Genomic DNA, 17,275 nt, shown 5'->3' on the forward strand with positions numbered 1-17,275 from the left:
TTGTTTAAGAAACATACGATCTCTTTGCTCATTTTATTTTTACTTGCGTCTGCTGTTTTAGCAAAACCAATTGAAGCGCATACTGTGTCGCCTGTGAATCCTAATGCCCAGCAGACAACAAAAGCAGTGATGAACTGGCTTGCGCACCTGCCGAACCGAACGGAAAACAGAGTCCTTTCCGGAGCGTTCGGAGGTTACAGTCATGACACATTTTCTATGGCTGAGGCTGATAGAATCCGAAGCGCCACCGGGCAATCGCCTGCTATTTACGGCTGCGATTATGCCAGAGGGTGGCTTGAAACAGCTAAAATTGAAGATTCAATAGATGTAAGCTGCAACGGTGATTTAATTTCGTATTGGAAAAATGGCGGAATTCCGCAAATTAGTTTGCACCTGGCGAACCCTGCTTTTCAGTCAGGGCATTTTAAAACACCGATTACAAACGATCAGTATAAAAAAATACTAGATTCTTCAACAGCAGAAGGAAAGCGGCTAAATGCCATGCTCAGCAAAATTGCTGACGGACTTCAAGAGCTGGAGAACCAAGGTGTGCCTGTTCTGTTCAGGCCGCTGCATGAAATGAACGGTGAATGGTTTTGGTGGGGACTTACATCATATAACCAAAAGGATAATGAAAGAATCTCTCTATATAAACAGCTCTACATGAAAATCTATCATTATATGACCGACACAAGAGGACTTGATCATTTGATTTGGGTTTACTCACCCGACGCCAACCGAGATTTTAAAACTGATTTTTACCCGGGAGCGTCTTACGTGGATATTGTCGGATTAGATGCGTATTTTCAAGATGCCTACTCGATCAATGGATACGATCAGCTAACAGCGCTTAATAAACCATTTGCTTTTACAGAAGTCGGCCCGCAAACAGCAAACGGCAGCTTCGATTACAGCCTGTTCATCAATGCAATAAAACAAAAATATCCTAAAACCATTTACTTTCTGGCATGGAATGATGAATGGAGCCCAGCAGTAAACAAGGGTGCTTCAGCTTTATATCATGACAGCTGGACACTCAACAAGGGAGAAATATGGAATGGTGATTCTTTAACGCCAATCGTTGAATGAATCAGTAATGTACAATAAGAAGGTGCTCAAGAAGTTTCTTGAGCACCTTCCCACTGGATTAAGCATTCATATCGCCTAACCCAGGACTGTGTTCATTCGGTATTTCAGGAAGCACTGGTACGGGAAACCCTGCCGGAGGATCTATTACTTGCAACTCTCCGCCATTTCGGCTTGGAGATTTCCCTTGATAGATTTCACTGATTCTCGTTTCATCCAACCTAAAGTTAAACTGTGCATTATGGTAGCCTAATTCGACATACTTTCTGCACTCAGGATATTTATTAATGTCATAATTCGGTACAGGGAGGAGCTTCGCCCACTCAACGCCCAATGTCTCGAGCGCTTTTGCGAATGCATTCTGGTGAGCATTGTCGCGTACAATCAGAAAAGCAAGTGTTTCGCGGAACGTCTGATTAGAGCTCATCTCATAAATTCTTGTTTTTTGCAGCACACCTGTCGACTCAAGAAGCAGGTTATCCAGCAGGTCAGTAATTAAGTTTCCGTGGTTATACACCCACGACCCGTTCCACGGATTGCCTCCTGCATCAACAGGAAGGGAACTTTGCGCACCAATAATATAATGATGAGGATTAGCATGTTTAACAGCTTCATTAAGTGGTGCTTGATCTGCACCTTGACTGCCGACACCTTCACCGCCTGATTCATCTAATAAAGCATTGATTGTGTTTTGAACCAGTTCAACGTGGGCAATTTCCTCTAAAAAAATGCCGCGAAGCAGATCGCGATACTGTTTCTGCTTTCCTCTGAAATTAGAGCTTTGGAAAAAAAACTGCATCATTGTACGCATTTCTCCGTAATGACCGCCTAATATCTCCTGCAGGACCTTAGCAGCTGCCGGGTCTGGTTTGTCCGGTTTAATGATATTAATCAGTTCCTCTTTGTAGTAATACATAACACGCCTCATTTCTTCTTAAGAGATTTTCTTATATTATTTGTAAGATGAGATAAAATATATACATGAGAAGGGGGGAAAGAAGAGAATAAAAAAATACAGAAAAAGTGTTGACCAAATAAAACAGGCATGGTATATTATTAAACGTCGCTGATGAACAGCGTGAAACAAAACGAAAAACAAAAAAAGTTTTTCTAAGGTGTTTACAAGATTTTAAAAATGTGTATAATAAGAAAAGTCGAATTGAAAAAGATTCGAAAAAACATTTTAAAAAACTTCTTGACTTCACCATCAAATGATAGTATGATAGTTAAGTCGCTTGATAAGCGCCCGTAGCTCAATTGGATAGAGCGTTTGACTACGGATCAAAAGGTTAGGGGTTCGACTCCTCTCGGGCGCGCCAATATAAGATACTACGCGGGTGTAGTTTAGTGGTAAAACCTCAGCCTTCCAAGCTGATGTCGTGAGTTCGATTCTCATCACCCGCTCCATTATTGAATGATCTTTGAAAACTAAACAAGACAAAACGTACCTGTTAATTCAGTTTTTAAAAAATCGCACAGCGATGTGCGTAGTCAGTCAAACTAGGGCCTGCACGACGCAGGTCACACAGGTGTCGCCGCAGGAAGCGGTGGACTTAACCTGTGATCCATTTATCGGAGAGTTTGATCCTGGCTCAGGACGAACGCTGGCGGCGTGCCTAATACATGCAAGTCGAGCGGACAGATGGGAGCTTGCTCCCTGATGTTAGCGGCGGACGGGTGAGTAACACGTGGGTAACCTGCCTGTAAGACTGGGATAACTCCGGGAAACCGGGGCTAATACCGGATGGTTGTTTGAACCGCATGGTTCAAACATAAAAGGTGGCTTCGGCTACCACTTACAGATGGACCCGCGGCGCATTAGCTAGTTGGTGAGGTAACGGCTCACCAAGGCAACGATGCGTAGCCGACCTGAGAGGGTGATCGTACACACTGGGACTGAGACACGTCCAGACTCCTACGGGAGGCAGCAGTAGGGAATCTTCCGCAATGGACGAAAGTCTGACGGAGCAACGCCGCGTGAGTGATGAAGGTTTTCGGATCGTAAAGCTCTGTTGTTAGGGAAGAACAAGTACCGTTCGAATAGGGCGGTACCTTGACGGTACCTAACCAGAAAGCCACGGCTAACTACGTGCCAGCAGCCGCGGTAATACGTAGGTGGCAAGCGTTGTCCGGAATTATTGGGCGTAAAGGGCTCGCAGGCGGTTTCTTAAGTCTGATGTGAAAGCCCCCGGCTCAACCGGGGAGGGTCATTGGAAACTGGGGAACTTGAGTGCAGAAGAGGAGAGTGGAATTCCACGTGTAGCGGTGAAATGCGTAGAGATGTGGAGGAACACCAGTGGCGAAGGCGACTCTCTGGTCTGTAACTGACGCTGAGGAGCGAAAGCGTGGGGAGCGAACAGGATTAGATACCCTGGTAGTCCACGCCGTAAACGATGAGTGCTAAGTGTTAGGGGGTTTCCGCCCCTTAGTGCTGCAGCTAACGCATTAAGCACTCCGCCTGGGGAGTACGGTCGCAAGACTGAAACTCAAAGGAATTGACGGGGGCCCGCACAAGCGGTGGAGCATGTGGTTTAATTCGAAGCAACGCGAAGAACCTTACCAGGTCTTGACATCCTCTGACAATCCTAGAGATAGGACGTCCCCTTCGGGGGCAGAGTGACAGGTGGTGCATGGTTGTCGTCAGCTCGTGTCGTGAGATGTTGGGTTAAGTCCCGCAACGAGCGCAACCCTTGATCTTAGTTGCCAGCATTCAGTTGGGCACTCTAAGGTGACTGCCGGTGACAAACCGGAGGAAGGTGGGGATGACGTCAAATCATCATGCCCCTTATGACCTGGGCTACACACGTGCTACAATGGACAGAACAAAGGGCAGCGAAACCGCGAGGTTAAGCCAATCCCACAAATCTGTTCTCAGTTCGGATCGCAGTCTGCAACTCGACTGCGTGAAGCTGGAATCGCTAGTAATCGCGGATCAGCATGCCGCGGTGAATACGTTCCCGAGCTTGTACACACCGCCCGTCACACCACGAGAGTTTGTAACACCCGAAGTCGGTGAGGTAACCTTTTAGGAGCCAGCCGCCGAAGGTGGGACAGATGATTGGGGTGAAGTCGTAACAAGGTAGCCGTATCGGAAGGTGCGGCTGGATCACCTCCTTTCTAAGGATATTTTACGGAATATAAGACCTTGGGTCTTATAAACAGAACGTTCCCTGTCTTGTTTAGTTTTGAAGGATCATTCCTTCGAAACGTGTTCTTTGAAAACTAGATAACAGTAGACATCACATTCAATTAGTAATACAAGATATCACATAGTGATTCTTTTTAACGGTTAAGTTAGAAAGGGCGCACGGTGGATGCCTTGGCACTAGGAGCCGATGAAGGACGGGACGAACACCGATATGCTTCGGGGAGCTGTAAGCAAGCTTTGATCCGGAGATTTCCGAATGGGGAAACCCACCACTCGTAATGGAGTGGTATCCATATCTGAATTCATAGGATATGAGAAGGCAGACCCGGGGAACTGAAACATCTAAGTACCCGGAGGAAGAGAAAGCAAATGCGATTCCCTGAGTAGCGGCGAGCGAAACGGGATTAGTCCAAACCAAGAGGCTTGCCTCTTGGGGTTGTAGGACACTCTGTACGGAGTTACAAAGGAACGAGGTAGATGAAGAGGTCTGGAAAGGCCCGCCATAGGAGGTAACAGCCCTGTAGTCAAAACTTCGTTCTCTCCTGAGTGGATCCTGAGTACGGCGGAACACGTGAAATTCCGTCGGAATCCGGGAGGACCATCTCCCAAGGCTAAATACTCCCTAGTGACCGATAGTGAACCAGTACCGTGAGGGAAAGGTGAAAAGCACCCCGGAAGGGGAGTGAAAGAGATCCTGAAACCGTGTGCCTACAAGTAGTCAGAGCCCGTTAACGGGTGATGGCGTGCCTTTTGTAGAATGAACCGGCGAGTTACGATCCCGTGCAAGGTTAAGCAGAAGATGCGGAGCCGCAGCGAAAGCGAGTCTGAATAGGGCGCATGAGTACGTGGTCGTAGACCCGAAACCAGGTGATCTACCCATGTCCAGGGTGAAGTTCAGGTAACACTGAATGGAGGCCGAACCCACGCACGTTGAAAAGTGCGGGGATGAGGTGTGGGTAGGGGTGAAATGCCAATCGAACCTGGAGATAGCTGGTTCTCTCCGAAATAGCTTTAGGGCTAGCCTCAAGGTAAGAGTCTTGGAGGTAGAGCACTGATTGGACTAGGGACCCTACCGGGTTACCGAATTCAGTCAAACTCCGAATGCCAATGACTTATCCTTGGGAGTCAGACTGCGAGTGATAAGATCCGTAGTCGAAAGGGAAACAGCCCAGACCGCCAGCTAAGGTCCCAAAGTATACGTTAAGTGGAAAAGGATGTGGAGTTGCTTAGACAACCAGGATGTTGGCTTAGAAGCAGCCACCATTTAAAGAGTGCGTAATAGCTCACTGGTCGAGTGACTCTGCGCCGAAAATGTACCGGGGCTAAACGTATCACCGAAGCTGCGGACTGTTCTTCGAACAGTGGTAGGAGAGCGTTCTAAGGGCTGTGAAGCCAGACCGGAAGGACTGGTGGAGCGCTTAGAAGTGAGAATGCCGGTATGAGTAGCGAAAGAGGGGTGAGAATCCCCTCCACCGAATGCCTAAGGTTTCCTGAGGAAGGCTCGTCCGCTCAGGGTTAGTCGGGACCTAAGCCGAGTACGAAAGGCGTAGGCGATGGACAACAGGTTGATATTCCTGTACCACCTCCTCACCATTTGAGCAATGGGGGACGCAGGAGGATAGGGTAAGCGCGGTATTGGATATCCGCGTCCAAGCAGTTAGGCTGGGAAATAGGCAAATCCGTTTCCCATAAGGCTGAGCTGTGATGGCGAGCGAAATATAGTAGCGAAGTTCCTGATTCCACACTGCCAAGAAAAGCCTCTAGCGAGGTGAGAGGTGCCCGTACCGCAAACCGACACAGGTAGGCGAGGAGAGAATCCTAAGGTGATCGAGAGAACTCTCGTTAAGGAACTCGGCAAAATGACCCCGTAACTTCGGGAGAAGGGGTGCTCTGTTAGGGTGCAAGCCCGAGAGAGCCGCAGTGAATAGTCCAGGCGACTGTTTAGCAAAAACACAGGTCTCTGCGAAGCCGTAAGGCGAAGTATAGGGGCTGACGCCTGCCCGGTGCTGGAAGGTTAAGAGGAGCGCTTAGCGTAAGCGAAGGTGCGAATTGAAGCCCCAGTAAACGGCGTACGTAACTATAACGGTCCTAAGGTAGCGAAATTCCTTGTCGGGTAAGTTCCGACCCGCACGAAAGGCGCAACGATCTGGGCACTGTCTCAACGAGAGACTCGGTGAAATTATAGTACCTGTGAAGATGCAGGTTACCCGCGACAGGACGGAAAGACCCCGTGGAGCTTTACTGCAGCCTGATATTGAATGTTGGTACAGCTTGTACAGGATAGGTAGGAGCCTTGGAAACCGGAGCGCCAGCTTCGGTGGAGGCATCGGTGGGATACTACCCTGGCTGTATTGACCTTCTAACCCGCCGCCCTTATCGGGCGGGGAGACAGTGTCAGGTGGGCAGTTTGACTGGGGCGGTCGCCTCCTAAAAGGTAACGGAGGCGCCCAAAGGTTCCCTCAGAATGGTTGGAAATCATTCGCAGAGTGTAAAGGCACAAGGGAGCTTGACTGCGAGACCTACAAGTCGAGCAGGGACGAAAGTCGGGCTTAGTGATCCGGTGGTTCCGCATGGAAGGTACCATCGCTCAACGGATAAAAGCTACCCCGGGGATAACAGGCTTATCTCCCCCAAGAGTCCACATCGACGGGGAGGTTTGGCACCTCGATGTCGGCTCATCGCATCCTGGGGCTGTAGTCGGTCCCAAGGGTTGGGCTGTTCGCCCATTAAAGCGGTACGCGAGCTGGGTTCAGAACGTCGTGAGACAGTTCGGTCCCTATCCGTCGCGGGCGCAGGAAATTTGAGAGGAGCTGTCCTTAGTACGAGAGGACCGGGATGGACGCACCGCTGGTGTACCAGTTGTTCTGCCAAGGGCATCGCTGGGTAGCTATGTGCGGACGGGATAAGTGCTGAAAGCATCTAAGCATGAAGCCCCCCTCAAGATGAGATTTCCCATTCCGCAAGGAAGTAAGATCCCTGAAAGATGATCAGGTTGATAGGTCTGAGGTGGAAGTGTGGCGACGCATGGAGCTGACAGATACTAATCGATCGAGGACTTAACCACATTTGAATGATGTCACACCTGTTATCTAGTTTTGAGAGAACACTCTCAATTTGTTTGGTGGCGATAGCGAAGAGGTCACACCCGTTCCCATACCGAACACGGAAGTTAAGCTCTTCAGCGCCGATGGTAGTCGGGGGTTTCCCCCTGTGAGAGTAGGACGCCGCCAAGCATTACTTTTATCATCGCGGGGTGGAGCAGTTCGGTAGCTCGTCGGGCTCATAACCCGAAGGTCGCAGGTTCAAATCCTGCCCCCGCAACCAAATATATGATTAAATAAGGAGTGCCCTAAGGGTACAACTAAAATAATCTTATACAAATATGGTCCGGTAGTTCAGTTGGTTAGAATGCCTGCCTGTCACGCAGGAGGTCGCGGGTTCGAGTCCCGTCCGGACCGCCATTAATGTAAACGAAACGATCATGTTTTCGTTTTTTTTGTGTTTTCTTTTACTGTATCTTCTGCTTGGTGTCATAGCCAAGCTTTCTTTATATCGGGAACATCTTGGATATTCCAGCAAAATTCGATAAACTAGGAAGAGCACATATAGGCACAGGGGTGAAAGGAGATTTTGGTTCATGGATGAATTTGATTTGATACATAGCATTACTCCGCGGACCATTCACCATTCTTCCGTTGATGTAGGAATAGGTGATGATGCAGCGCTCTACACTGCGAAACACGGCGTTCAGGAAATTGTTTGTGTTGATACTATGGTAGAAGACGTGCACTTCAAATTACACTATTCCTCACCTGAAGATATCGGGTATAAGGCGTTAGCCGTTAATATAAGTGATATTGCCGCGATGGGAGGCATTCCGAAATTTTATTTGGTATCACTTGCGGTACCTTCAAAATGGACTGAATCTGAAATCAAGGCGATGTATGAAGGAATGAATGAACTGGCGAAACTATATCATATGGATCTGATTGGCGGCGATACAGTTTCTACCGCTGACAAATTAGTCGTTACAGTCACTGTGATCGGTGAAATTGAAAAGGGACAGGCCTGTTTGCGCAGCTTAGCAAAACCGAATGATATTGTGTTTGTAACCGGTGAAATCGGTTCTTCTGCAGCAGGACTTTCTTTATTATTAGAGGAGACTCATCCTCAAAATTCTTCTATTGACACGGATTACTTTATCCACAGGCATAAACGGCCTGAGCCAAGAGTAAGTGTCGGCAGATTATGCTCGAGTCTTAAACGGGCAGCTTTAAATGATGTTAGTGACGGATTGGCTAGTGAACTGAACGAGATTGCAGAAGCCAGCTGTGTTTCAATTGAAATTGTTGAAAGCATGCTTCCAATTCATTCTGATTTACCTAAGCTTCATCCTAACTGGAAAGAATGGGCTTTGTTTGGCGGTGAGGATTTTGAGCTGACAGGGACGGTTTCAAAAGAGGAGTGGGAAGTGTTGAAGCAGCAGTGCGCAGCACGTCAACTTCCCATTACAAAGATTGGCCATGTCAGGGAAAAAACAAAATCTAAAGTGATCCTAAAAACAGATCAAACATCAATGATCTTAGAGAAAAAGGGATATAATCATTTTAAATAAGACGGGTGACTCGTGTGAAGCAATTAAAATGGAGAACTGTAAATCCAGAAGAAACAAAAGCAATTGCCAAGCTTGCGGCAGCGTTTGCTAAACCGGGAGACGTCCTGACATTAGAGGGCGATTTAGGTGCAGGAAAAACGACTTTTACGAAAGGTTTTGCAGAAGGGCTGGGAATTACACGTGTTGTAAACAGTCCGACTTTTACAATTATAAAAGAATATAACGATGGCTTACTTCCTCTTTATCATATGGATGTGTATAGAATGGAAGATGAAAGTGAAGATTTGGGACTTGATGAATATTTTCACGGACAAGGTGTCTGTCTCGTTGAATGGGCTCATTTAATTGAAGAACAGCTGCCACAGGAGCGACTGCAAATTGTCATCAAAAGAGCTGGTGATGATGAGCGGGAAATTACCTTTACTGCTGTCGGGAATCGGTATGAAATGCTTTGTGAGGAGTTAAGTAGACATGACAATATTAGCAATTGATACATCAAATTATACATTGGGCATTGCGCTGCTTCGAGAAGACACTGTTATAGCAGAATACATTACATATTTGAAAAAGAACCACTCTGTAAGAGCGATGCCTGCTGTTCATTCATTGCTGAATGATTGTGATATGGCACCGCAGGACCTTTCTAAAATTGTCGTTGCAAAAGGCCCTGGTTCATACACAGGAGTAAGAATAGGTGTGACGTTGGCCAAAACACTTGCCTGGTCTTTAGACATTCCAATAAGTGCTGTATCAAGTCTTGAGACGCTTGCGGCAAATGGCCGGCATTTTGACGGTCTGATCAGCCCAATCTTTGATGCTAGACGGGGACAGGTGTACACAGGTCTGTATCAATATAAAAATGGACTTTTAGAGCAAGTTGTTCCAGATCAAAATGTGATGCTGGCAGATTGGCTGGAGATGCTAAAAGAAAAGGGTCGTCCTGTTTTGTTTTTAGGTCACGACACTTCTATTCACAAGCAAATGATAAAGGATGTTCTTAGAACAAAAGGATTCATTGGAACTGCTGCCCAGCATAACCCGCGTCCTTCAGAATTGGCTTTTCTCGGGAAGGAAAAGGAAGCAGCTGATGTTCATGGGCTTGTCCCGGATTACTTGCGGCTGGCAGAAGCTGAAGCGAAATGGATTGAAAGTCAAAAGTAGGGTGATAGGATGAAAACAAAAGCAGCGGTCAGAAATATGCGGCTTGAAGATATAGATCACGTATACGAAATCGAAGCATCCTCCTTTACGTCTCCTTGGACGAAGGATTCGTTTTATCATGAGCTGCTGGAAAATCCATATGCTCATTATCTCGTGATTGAAAAGGACGGCCATGTTGTTGGGTATTGCGGGATTTGGATTGTGATGGATGATGCCCAGATTACAAATATAGCGATAAAACCAGAGTATCGCGGTCAGTCTTTAGGAGAAACGCTTTTTCGCTCAGCTGTTGAACTGTGCAAAGAAAAAGACGCAAGGCGGCTTTCGCTTGAAGTGAGGGTTTCGAATCATCCTGCTCAAGGCTTATATAAGAAATTCGGGATGCAGCCCGGCGGAATAAGAAAGAACTATTATACTGATAACGGGGAAGATGCGTTAATTATGTGGGTGACGATAAATGAGTGAGCAAAAAGACATGTACGTATTAGGAATTGAAACAAGCTGTGATGAGACTGCTGCAGCTATTGTGAAAAACGGGAAAGAGATCATTTCAAACGTAGTAGCCTCTCAAATTGAAAGCCATAAGCGCTTCGGAGGCGTTGTGCCGGAAATTGCTTCAAGACATCATGTTGAACAAATCACTTTGGTTATAGAAGAGGCGTTTCGCAAAGCTGGCATGACGTATAGTGATATTGATGCGATTGCAGTAACAGAAGGTCCGGGACTGGTGGGGGCGCTTCTTATTGGAGTGAATGCCGCTAAAGCATTGAGCTTTGCACATAACATTCCGTTAGTAGGCGTTCATCATATAGCCGGTCATATATACGCGAACCGTCTTGTAGAAGACATCGTGTTCCCGGCACTGGCATTGGTCGTTTCAGGAGGCCATACAGAACTGGTTTATATGAAGGAACATGGATCATTTGAAGTCATTGGGGAAACCCTTGATGATGCGGCAGGAGAAGCCTACGACAAAGTGGCGCGGACGATGGGATTGCCATATCCGGGTGGACCGCAAATTGACAAGCTAGCTGAAAAAGGGAATGACAATATTCCGCTTCCTCGCGCATGGCTTGAAGAAGGCTCTTACAACTTCAGCTTTAGCGGATTGAAGTCTGCGGTGATCAATACGCTTCATAATGCATCCCAAAAAGGGCAAGAGATTGCTCCGGAAGATTTGTCTGCCAGCTTCCAAAATAGTGTGATCGATGTCTTGGTCACCAAAACGGCGCGCGCGGCAAAGGAATATGATGTCAAACAGGTCCTTTTAGCCGGAGGAGTAGCTGCAAACAGAGGCCTCAGAGCTGCATTAGAAAAGGAATTTGCCCAGCATGAAGGGATTACGCTTGTCATTCCTCCATTAGCTTTATGCACGGATAATGCTGCGATGATTGCTGCTGCTGGTACAATTGCTTTTGAAAAAGGAATTCGCGGTGCGTATGATATGAATGGCCAGCCCGGCCTTGAATTGACTTCTTATCAAAGTCTCACGAGATAATAGCGTGAGACTTTTTATCTGTTTGTTATTAACAGATAATTCACAATTTATCCACATGTCTGTGAGTAATTATAGAGATATAGATGGATAAAGGGCTGAAGTCGCTGTTAATAAAGTGGATAAATTCAGAATATTTTGTGGATATTGTGTATAAAGCGCTTACTTTGTTTTGCTTATTAGGGTATGTTCTGTGGATAAAAAGCACCTCTAAAAAGAGGTGCTTGACTTTTTTAATCTTCTTCTGTGGATAGTTCTTCCCATTCGGACAAAAGAGATTCCAGCTCCTGATTGAGCTTCTCATTGTCTGCATGGATAGCTTGTACTTTTTCATGATCCTGATAGACTTCAGGGTCACATAGCAATTCATCATTGCGGCTGATGTTTTCTTCAATGGTTTGAACGGTGGTTTCAATTTCTTCAATCCGACGGAGTCGTTGGCGCTCTTTCTTTTTCCATTCTTTTTCTTCCTCGTAGGAACGTTTGGAGTCAGACTTCACTGTAGCTGGCGTTTTATCAGTTTCCTCTTGCTGATTCATTTTCTCCAATTCAAACTGCTCTGTTTTTTTCTCTGTATAATAATCGTAATCTCCCAGATACTCCTCTATATGGCTTGAAGAAAGCTCCAATACTCTTGTGGCGATTCTGTTAATAAAATATCTGTCATGTGAGACAAATAACAGTGTGCCTGGATAATCAATCAGCGCGTTTTCGAGAACTTCTTTGCTGTCTAAATCCAGATGGTTCGTCGGTTCATCAAGGATGAGAAAGTTGGCTTTTTGAAGCATCAGCTTAGCTAGAGCCAATCTTGCTTTTTCGCCTCCGCTCAGTGAATGAACTGGTTTCAGCACATCATCTCCGGAGAATAAGAAATTTCCGAGACACGTTCTGATTTCTTTTTCTGGGAGCCCGGGGTACTCGTCCCACAGCTCATCAAGGACACGTTTAGAGGAAGTCAGCTCAGCCTGTTCCTGGTCATAATAGCCGACACTGACATTTGAGCCGTATGAGATCGTTCCCTGATCTGGTTTTAGGGTGTCTATTAATGTTTTCAGCAATGTTGATTTACCAATTCCGTTAGGGCCGACAAGCGCGGCGCTTTCTCCTCTTGTGAGCATGAACGATACCTCTGTTAAAAGCGGCGGCTGGTTTTCATAGCTGATTGTGAGATCCTGAACACGGAGGACTTCATTTCCGCTCTGTTTGGTAATATCAAAATGAAAGTTTGCGGATTTTTCATCGCCGAGCGGTTTTGACATGACTTCCATTCGTTCAAGCTGCTTTCGGCGGCTTTGCGCTCTTTTTGTGGTAGAGGCTCTCGCCAAATTTCGATCCACGAAGTCCTGAAGCTTTGCGATTTCATCCTGCTGCTTTTCATACATTTTCAGATCTTTTTCATAATGCGCGGCTTTTTGGTCGAGATAAGCGCTGTAGTTGCCGTGATACTTTTTGCTTTCTGCTCTTGATACCTCGTATACCTGGTTTACTACTTTGTCCAAAAAGTAGCGGTCATGCGAAACGATGAGGATGGCTCCTGAATAGCCTTGCAAATAATGCTCAAGCCAGGTAAGCGTATCAATATCCAGATGGTTTGTCGGCTCATCGAGAATGAGCAAATCAGGCTGTGTTAACAGAAGCTTACCTAAAGCCAGTCTTGTTTTTTGGCCTCCGCTGAGGCTTTGAACCTGTGTAGAATCGTCAAAATGGCTGAAGCCGAGACCATGCAGCACAGATCTTACATCCGCTTCATATTGATAGCCGCCTTTATCTTTGAATTCCTGCTGAAGGCGGTCGTAGGTTTTCATGATGCTTTCTAATTCACCCGGGTCAGCTGCCGCCATTTTTTCTTCCATAGCCCGCATTTCCTTTTCCATTGCTTTTAAGTGGTCAAAAACAGTCAGCAGCTCTTCTTTTATGGTAAGCTTAGAATCCAAGCCAGTATGCTGGGCGAGATATCCCATTGTAATATCTTTCGGTTTAATAATTTCGCCCTTCTCATACGAAAGCTGGCCTGCGATAATTTTAAGGAGCGTGGATTTTCCGGCGCCATTTCTTCCTACAATGGCGATGCGATCACGATTTCTGACTTCCAGTTTTATATTGTTTAAAATAGTATCAGCACCAAATGATTTGGACAGCTGATTAATTTGTAAGATCATCATATTATTTCACCTCTGCTATAATAAGTTAAGTGTAGCTTATGAACCAGAAGTCAGCAAACAATACATTGGCCATATAAGACATAGAGAAGAAAATAGTGTATGATCTGTTTAAGGAGCGTTTTAATATGAATGGATTTTCTCATTTTAATGAACAGGGCAGAGCCCAGATGGTGGATATTAGCGAAAAATCTTCGACTGTCCGTACTGCGGCGGCTGTTTCAAGCGTACACATGAAGAATGAGGTGTACGAGAAAATACAGAGTCACGATATCGGCAAAGGAGATGTACTGGCTGTCGCACAGGTGGCAGGCATTATGGCCGCAAAGCAAACGTCGAATATCATTCCGATGTGCCATCCGCTTTCATTGAGCGGGGTAGATATATCGTTTGACTGGAAAATAAAAGAAGCAGAAGTTATACTTCATATAAAAGCACAGGTCAAAACGAAAGGGAGTACAGGTGTGGAAATGGAAGCGCTCACTTCTGCATCGGTGTGCGCTCTTACCGTTTACGATATGTGCAAGGCCCTTGATAAGGGGATGGTCATCGGCCCTACTTTCTTGCTGGAGAAGACAGGCGGGAAAAACGGTGACTTTAAAAGAGAACTATCCGAGTATAATTTGGAGGACCAAAAATGAATAAGGATCAATCAAAAATTCCGCAGGCGACGGCGAAACGGCTGCCGCTTTACTATCGCTTTTTAAAGAATCTGCATGCGTCAGGAAAACAGCGTGTATCATCCGCTGAACTCAGTGATGCCGTAAAGGTTGATTCTGCCACGATTCGGAGGGATTTTTCCTATTTTGGAGCTCTTGGCAAAAAAGGATACGGATATAATGTGGATTATTTGCTGTCTTTTTTCCGGAAAACGCTTGATCAGGATGAGATGACAGACGTCATCTTGATTGGTGTCGGGAACTTGGGAACGGCATTTCTTCACTATAATTTCACAAAAAACAATAACACAAAAATTTCTATGGCTTTTGATATAAATGAGAGTAAAATAGGAACTGAGGTAGGCGGCGTGCCCGTCTATAACCTTGATGACCTTGAACAACACGTAAAAGATGAATCAGTTGCCATTCTTACAGTGCCTGCAGTTGCCGCTCAATCCATTACAGACAGATTGGTCGCATTAGGAATCAAGGGAATCCTTAATTTTACGCCGGCCCGTTTGAATGTGCCGGAACACATTCGAATTCATCATATAGATTTAGCAGTTGAGCTTCAGTCACTGGTTTATTTTTTGAAGCATTATTCAGTTTTAGAGGAAATCGAATAGAGGGAAAGGAGGAGCCCAAATATGCCGATCGGTCCTGGAAGCCTTGCTGTTATCGCAATCGTTGCTCTGATTATCTTCGGTCCCAAAAAGCTGCCTGAATTGGGGAAAGCAGCGGGAGACACACTTCGTGAATTCAAAAACGCTACTAAAGGATTAACGAGTGATGAAGAGGAAAAAAAGAAAGAAGATCAGTAAGTTAGGATGACACGAATGAAAGTGAATCAAATGTCGCTGCTGGAGCATATTGCTGAGCTTCGAAAACGGTTGCTGATTGTAGCGCTGGCGTTTGTCGTTTTCTTTATTGCTGGATTTTTTTTAGCAAAGCCGATTATTGTGTACCTGCAAGAAACAGATGAAGCGAAGCAGCTTACGCTTAACGCGTTTAACCTGACAGACCCGCTTTATGTGTTTATGCAATTTGCATTTATCATCGGCATAGTCTTGACCTCGCCGGTTATTCTTTATCAGCTTTGGGCTTTTGTGAGCCCGGGCCTCTATGAGAAAGAGCGCAAAGTAACGCTCAGCTACATTCCGATCTCTATTTTGCTGTTTTTAGCGGGCTTATCTTTTTCATATTATATTTTATTTCCTTTTGTTGTTGATTTTATGAAGCGGATTTCTCAGGACTTGAATGTCAATCAGGTGATCGGAATTAATGAATATTTTCATTTTCTTCTGCAGCTGACGATTCCGTTTGGACTGCTGTTCCAAATGCCGGTCATCCTCATGTTTTTGACCAGGCTCGGAATTGTGACACCGATGTTCTTGGCGAAAATCAGAAAGTATGCGTATTTTACGCTGCTGGTGATCGCAGCCCTGATTACACCGCCTGAGCTTCTGTCCCATATGATGGTCACAGTCCCGCTTTTGATTTTATATGAAATCAGTATCCTTATATCGAAGGCCGCTTATCGGAAAGCACAGAAAAGCAGTGCAGCCGATCAGGACGTGTCTTCCGGGCAATAATAAAAAATCCATTTCTCATGAGAGAAATGGATTCAGCGTGTTGACAAACCCCCGCATTCGTTGTCAAGTCTGTGCGTTGGTGCTCACGAATGAAAACATTCGCTCCGCTCCAATGCTCGCCTTTCCTAGACTTCAAGGGATTTCAATCACGCTGAAAATGACAAAATCCTAAAACGAAAGCCGTTTTAGGATTTAATTTGAATCCATTTCTCGTTCAGAAATGGATTTTCTTTATTTCTGGTTCTTTTTGATTTTAAATGAAAAGGCGAACATCTTAAAAGAAATGCTGATGTTGTAAGCGGCGAACACCATCAGCAGGATGGAGTAAAATGACCACATGCTGCCTGGCGAGCTTGCGGCAAGATAAGTAAAGATGCACCCTACGGCAAAGTAGATCATTCCCCAAACTACCGGGTTTCTCATAAAAATAATCCTCCAATAATCAATTGCATTTGTGTGCTCTGCTGTTCAAGGTAATTCCGAACAGGCTCAAGCTGCATGATGACGACGAATGTATTCATCATTAAATGGGCGAAAATCGGCACCCATATCCGTTTTGTTCTCGCATATAAAAAGGCAAAGGTAAAGCCCATTGCTGTATATAGAAGAAGATGCTTCAAATCAGCGTGAACAATACCGAAGATAACCGAGCTGATCAGTCCTGCGAAAAAGAAATTCGTTTTTTCGTACAGCGCGCCGAAAATGATTTTTCTGAAGATGATTTCTTCTAATATAGGCCCGACGATGGAAGAAACGATAATCATGAGCGGGACTGCCTGAATGACATCCAGAATCGCTTGTGTATTTTCTGATTCTCTTCCGATGCCAAAAACATAATATTCAATAGAGCCTGCTATTCCTTGAGAGAAAAGGGCAATGAAAAAACCGGCTATCGCCCAAAGGATAGAAAGTCCGATTGAGTCCTTCTGTCCGTTTCGCAGCGTTTCTTTCGGAACGGTTCTCAGAATGAGCAGAACAACAACGAGACAGGCGATAAAGCTGATAACGGACCATAAACCTTGTGCATGCAGCATATTTTCATCTGTAGGCTGTCCTCCGGCATAACCGAATTTAAATAACAAGGGAATCGCGATTAATGCGGAAAACTGCATGATGATATATGTCAAAATAATAAACCAATACTGTTTTCTCAAATGGTATGTACTCCTTTGTTAAGTGGGTTTCGTTCATCTCTACAGCTATTGTAACATAATCGGTACGGGGGTGAAAAAGCTAACGGAAAAGGGAGCGGAAAAGAATGATGTAAGCGTGAAAAATTTTTTATCTTATCACTTGAAATTGGAAGGGAGATTCTTTATTATAAGAATTGTGTTAGCACTCTTTAGTGCTGAGTGCTAAA

14 protein-coding genes, 4 tRNA genes and 3 rRNA genes are annotated in these 17,275 nt (G+C 45.4%); 17 read left to right on the top strand and 4 right to left on the bottom strand.

Annotated features, from left to right (window positions below; translation table 11 throughout):
• Complete coding sequence (gmuG, locus tag KXZ66_RS03155; protein ID WP_085186851.1) at positions 1-1,089, top strand: mannan endo-1,4-beta-mannosidase; 1,089 nt, start codon at positions 1-3, stop codon at positions 1,087-1,089.
• 58 nt (positions 1,090-1,147) lie between these two features.
• On the opposite strand, the gene KXZ66_RS03160 is transcribed toward gmuG, so the two are convergent.
• Positions 1,148-2,002: a manganese catalase family protein gene (locus tag KXZ66_RS03160; protein ID WP_014475997.1), complete on the bottom strand. Its 855-nt coding sequence runs from the start codon at positions 2,000-2,002 to the stop codon at positions 1,148-1,150.
• Between the two features lie 326 nt (positions 2,003-2,328).
• Here KXZ66_RS03160 and KXZ66_RS03165 point away from each other — a divergent pair.
• From KXZ66_RS03165 to tsaD, 12 genes are all read left to right on the top strand, one after another.
• A tRNA-Arg gene (locus tag KXZ66_RS03165) sits at positions 2,329-2,405 on the top strand.
• Between the two features lie 14 nt (positions 2,406-2,419).
• A tRNA-Gly gene (locus KXZ66_RS03170) sits at positions 2,420-2,493 on the top strand.
• Positions 2,494-2,655: 162 nt separating this feature from the next.
• Positions 2,656-4,203 (top strand): 16S ribosomal RNA (locus KXZ66_RS03175).
• 170 nt (positions 4,204-4,373) lie between these two features.
• A 23S ribosomal RNA gene (locus tag KXZ66_RS03180) occupies positions 4,374-7,298 on the top strand.
• A gap of 53 nt (positions 7,299-7,351) precedes the next feature.
• Positions 7,352-7,467: ribosomal RNA gene (gene rrf, locus KXZ66_RS03185) — 5S ribosomal RNA — on the top strand.
• Together the 16S, 23S and 5S rRNA genes with 4 tRNA genes alongside form the textbook arrangement of a ribosomal RNA operon.
• A gap of 14 nt (positions 7,468-7,481) precedes the next feature.
• A tRNA-Met gene (locus KXZ66_RS03190) sits at positions 7,482-7,558 on the top strand.
• 60 nt (positions 7,559-7,618) lie between these two features.
• Positions 7,619-7,695 (top strand) — tRNA-Asp (locus KXZ66_RS03195).
• A 176-nt stretch (positions 7,696-7,871) separates the two neighbouring features.
• Positions 7,872-8,849 (top strand): thiamine-phosphate kinase, encoded by a 978-nt coding sequence (gene thiL / locus KXZ66_RS03200; RefSeq protein ID WP_038827695.1) that lies wholly within the window; start codon positions 7,872-7,874, stop codon positions 8,847-8,849.
• Between the two features lie 14 nt (positions 8,850-8,863).
• Positions 8,864-9,340, top strand: coding sequence for a tRNA (adenosine(37)-N6)-threonylcarbamoyltransferase complex ATPase subunit type 1 TsaE (gene tsaE, locus KXZ66_RS03205; protein WP_032726749.1), 477 nt, complete (start codon positions 8,864-8,866; stop codon positions 9,338-9,340).
• Entirely contained in the window at positions 9,321-10,010 is a 690-nt protein-coding gene (tsaB, locus tag KXZ66_RS03210) for a tRNA (adenosine(37)-N6)-threonylcarbamoyltransferase complex dimerization subunit type 1 TsaB (RefSeq protein ID WP_014479023.1), read from the top strand. Before tsaE ends, tsaB begins: the two co-directional genes overlap by 20 nt.
• 9 nt (positions 10,011-10,019) lie before the next feature.
• Positions 10,020-10,475 carry a ribosomal protein S18-alanine N-acetyltransferase gene (gene rimI, locus KXZ66_RS03215; RefSeq protein WP_015252683.1) on the top strand — a complete coding sequence of 152 codons (456 nt, stop codon included), beginning with the start codon at positions 10,020-10,022 and terminating at the stop codon, positions 10,473-10,475.
• The gene (gene tsaD / locus KXZ66_RS03220; protein WP_003234076.1) at positions 10,468-11,508 is read left to right on the top strand and encodes a tRNA (adenosine(37)-N6)-threonylcarbamoyltransferase complex transferase subunit TsaD; all 1,041 of its coding nucleotides are present in this window, start codon (positions 10,468-10,470) and stop codon (positions 11,506-11,508) included. The genes rimI and tsaD overlap by 8 nt, the downstream gene beginning before the upstream one ends.
• Positions 11,509-11,738: 230 nt before the next feature.
• Here tsaD and KXZ66_RS03225 read toward each other — a convergent pair whose 3' ends face one another.
• Entirely contained in the window at positions 11,739-13,667 is a 1,929-nt protein-coding gene (locus tag KXZ66_RS03225) for an ABC-F family ATP-binding cassette domain-containing protein (RefSeq protein ID WP_219144800.1), read from the bottom strand.
• A gap of 125 nt (positions 13,668-13,792) precedes the next feature.
• Between KXZ66_RS03225 and moaC the strand changes: the two genes are divergently transcribed.
• Genes moaC through tatC form a run of 4 tightly spaced genes read left to right on the top strand, consistent with a single transcriptional unit; the run spans position 13,793 to position 15,915 of the window.
• Positions 13,793-14,305, top strand: coding sequence for a cyclic pyranopterin monophosphate synthase MoaC (gene moaC, locus KXZ66_RS03230; protein WP_003243499.1), 513 nt, complete (start codon positions 13,793-13,795; stop codon positions 14,303-14,305).
• The gene (locus tag KXZ66_RS03235; RefSeq protein ID WP_003234073.1) at positions 14,302-14,949 is read left to right on the top strand and encodes a redox-sensing transcriptional repressor Rex; all 648 of its coding nucleotides are present in this window, start codon (positions 14,302-14,304) and stop codon (positions 14,947-14,949) included. Before moaC ends, KXZ66_RS03235 begins: the two co-directional genes overlap by 4 nt.
• Before the next feature lie 21 nt (positions 14,950-14,970).
• Positions 14,971-15,144 (top strand): sec-independent protein translocase protein TatAY, encoded by a 174-nt coding sequence (gene tatAY, locus KXZ66_RS03240; protein ID WP_003234072.1) that lies wholly within the window; start codon positions 14,971-14,973, stop codon positions 15,142-15,144.
• A gap of 6 nt (positions 15,145-15,150) precedes the next feature.
• A complete protein-coding gene (gene tatC / locus KXZ66_RS03245; protein WP_015252680.1) occupies positions 15,151-15,915 on the top strand; it encodes a twin-arginine translocase subunit TatC in 765 nt (254 codons plus the stop codon).
• 231 nt (positions 15,916-16,146) lie between these two features.
• Here tatC and KXZ66_RS03250 read toward each other — a convergent pair whose 3' ends face one another.
• Entirely contained in the window at positions 16,147-16,338 is a 192-nt protein-coding gene (locus KXZ66_RS03250; protein WP_003225680.1) for a YdiK family protein, read from the bottom strand.
• Positions 16,335-17,069: a CPBP family intramembrane glutamic endopeptidase gene (locus tag KXZ66_RS03255; RefSeq protein ID WP_003234069.1), complete on the bottom strand. Its 735-nt coding sequence runs from the start codon at positions 17,067-17,069 to the stop codon at positions 16,335-16,337. Before KXZ66_RS03255 ends, KXZ66_RS03250 begins: the two co-directional genes overlap by 4 nt.
• Between the last annotated feature and the right edge of the window lie 206 nt (positions 17,070-17,275).

This window comes from Bacillus sp. LJBS17 (assembly GCF_019334685.1).
Classification (GTDB): Bacteria; Bacillota; Bacilli; order Bacillales; family Bacillaceae; genus Bacillus; species Bacillus subtilis.

What these genes read in the sequence shown, in the direction of transcription:
- KXZ66_RS03160 (WP_014475997.1), bottom strand. Translation starts at nt 2,002, where the DNA reads ATGTATTACTACAAAGAGGAACTGATTAATATCATTAAACCGGACAAA.
- thiL (WP_038827695.1), top strand. Translation starts at nt 7,872, where the DNA reads ATGGATGAATTTGATTTGATACATAGCATTACTCCGCGGACCATTCAC.
- tsaB (WP_014479023.1), top strand. Translation starts at nt 9,321, where the DNA reads ATGACAATATTAGCAATTGATACATCAAATTATACATTGGGCATTGCG.
- rimI (WP_015252683.1), top strand. Translation starts at nt 10,020, where the DNA reads ATGAAAACAAAAGCAGCGGTCAGAAATATGCGGCTTGAAGATATAGAT.
- tsaD (WP_003234076.1), top strand. Translation starts at nt 10,468, where the DNA reads ATGAGTGAGCAAAAAGACATGTACGTATTAGGAATTGAAACAAGCTGT.
- KXZ66_RS03225 (WP_219144800.1), bottom strand. Translation starts at nt 13,667, where the DNA reads ATGATGATCTTACAAATTAATCAGCTGTCCAAATCATTTGGTGCTGAT.
- moaC (WP_003243499.1), top strand. Translation starts at nt 13,793, where the DNA reads ATGAATGGATTTTCTCATTTTAATGAACAGGGCAGAGCCCAGATGGTG.
- KXZ66_RS03235 (WP_003234073.1), top strand. Translation starts at nt 14,302, where the DNA reads ATGAATAAGGATCAATCAAAAATTCCGCAGGCGACGGCGAAACGGCTG.
- tatAY (WP_003234072.1), top strand. Translation starts at nt 14,971, where the DNA reads ATGCCGATCGGTCCTGGAAGCCTTGCTGTTATCGCAATCGTTGCTCTG.
- tatC (WP_015252680.1), top strand. Translation starts at nt 15,151, where the DNA reads ATGACACGAATGAAAGTGAATCAAATGTCGCTGCTGGAGCATATTGCT.
- KXZ66_RS03250 (WP_003225680.1), bottom strand. Translation starts at nt 16,338, where the DNA reads ATGAGAAACCCGGTAGTTTGGGGAATGATCTACTTTGCCGTAGGGTGC.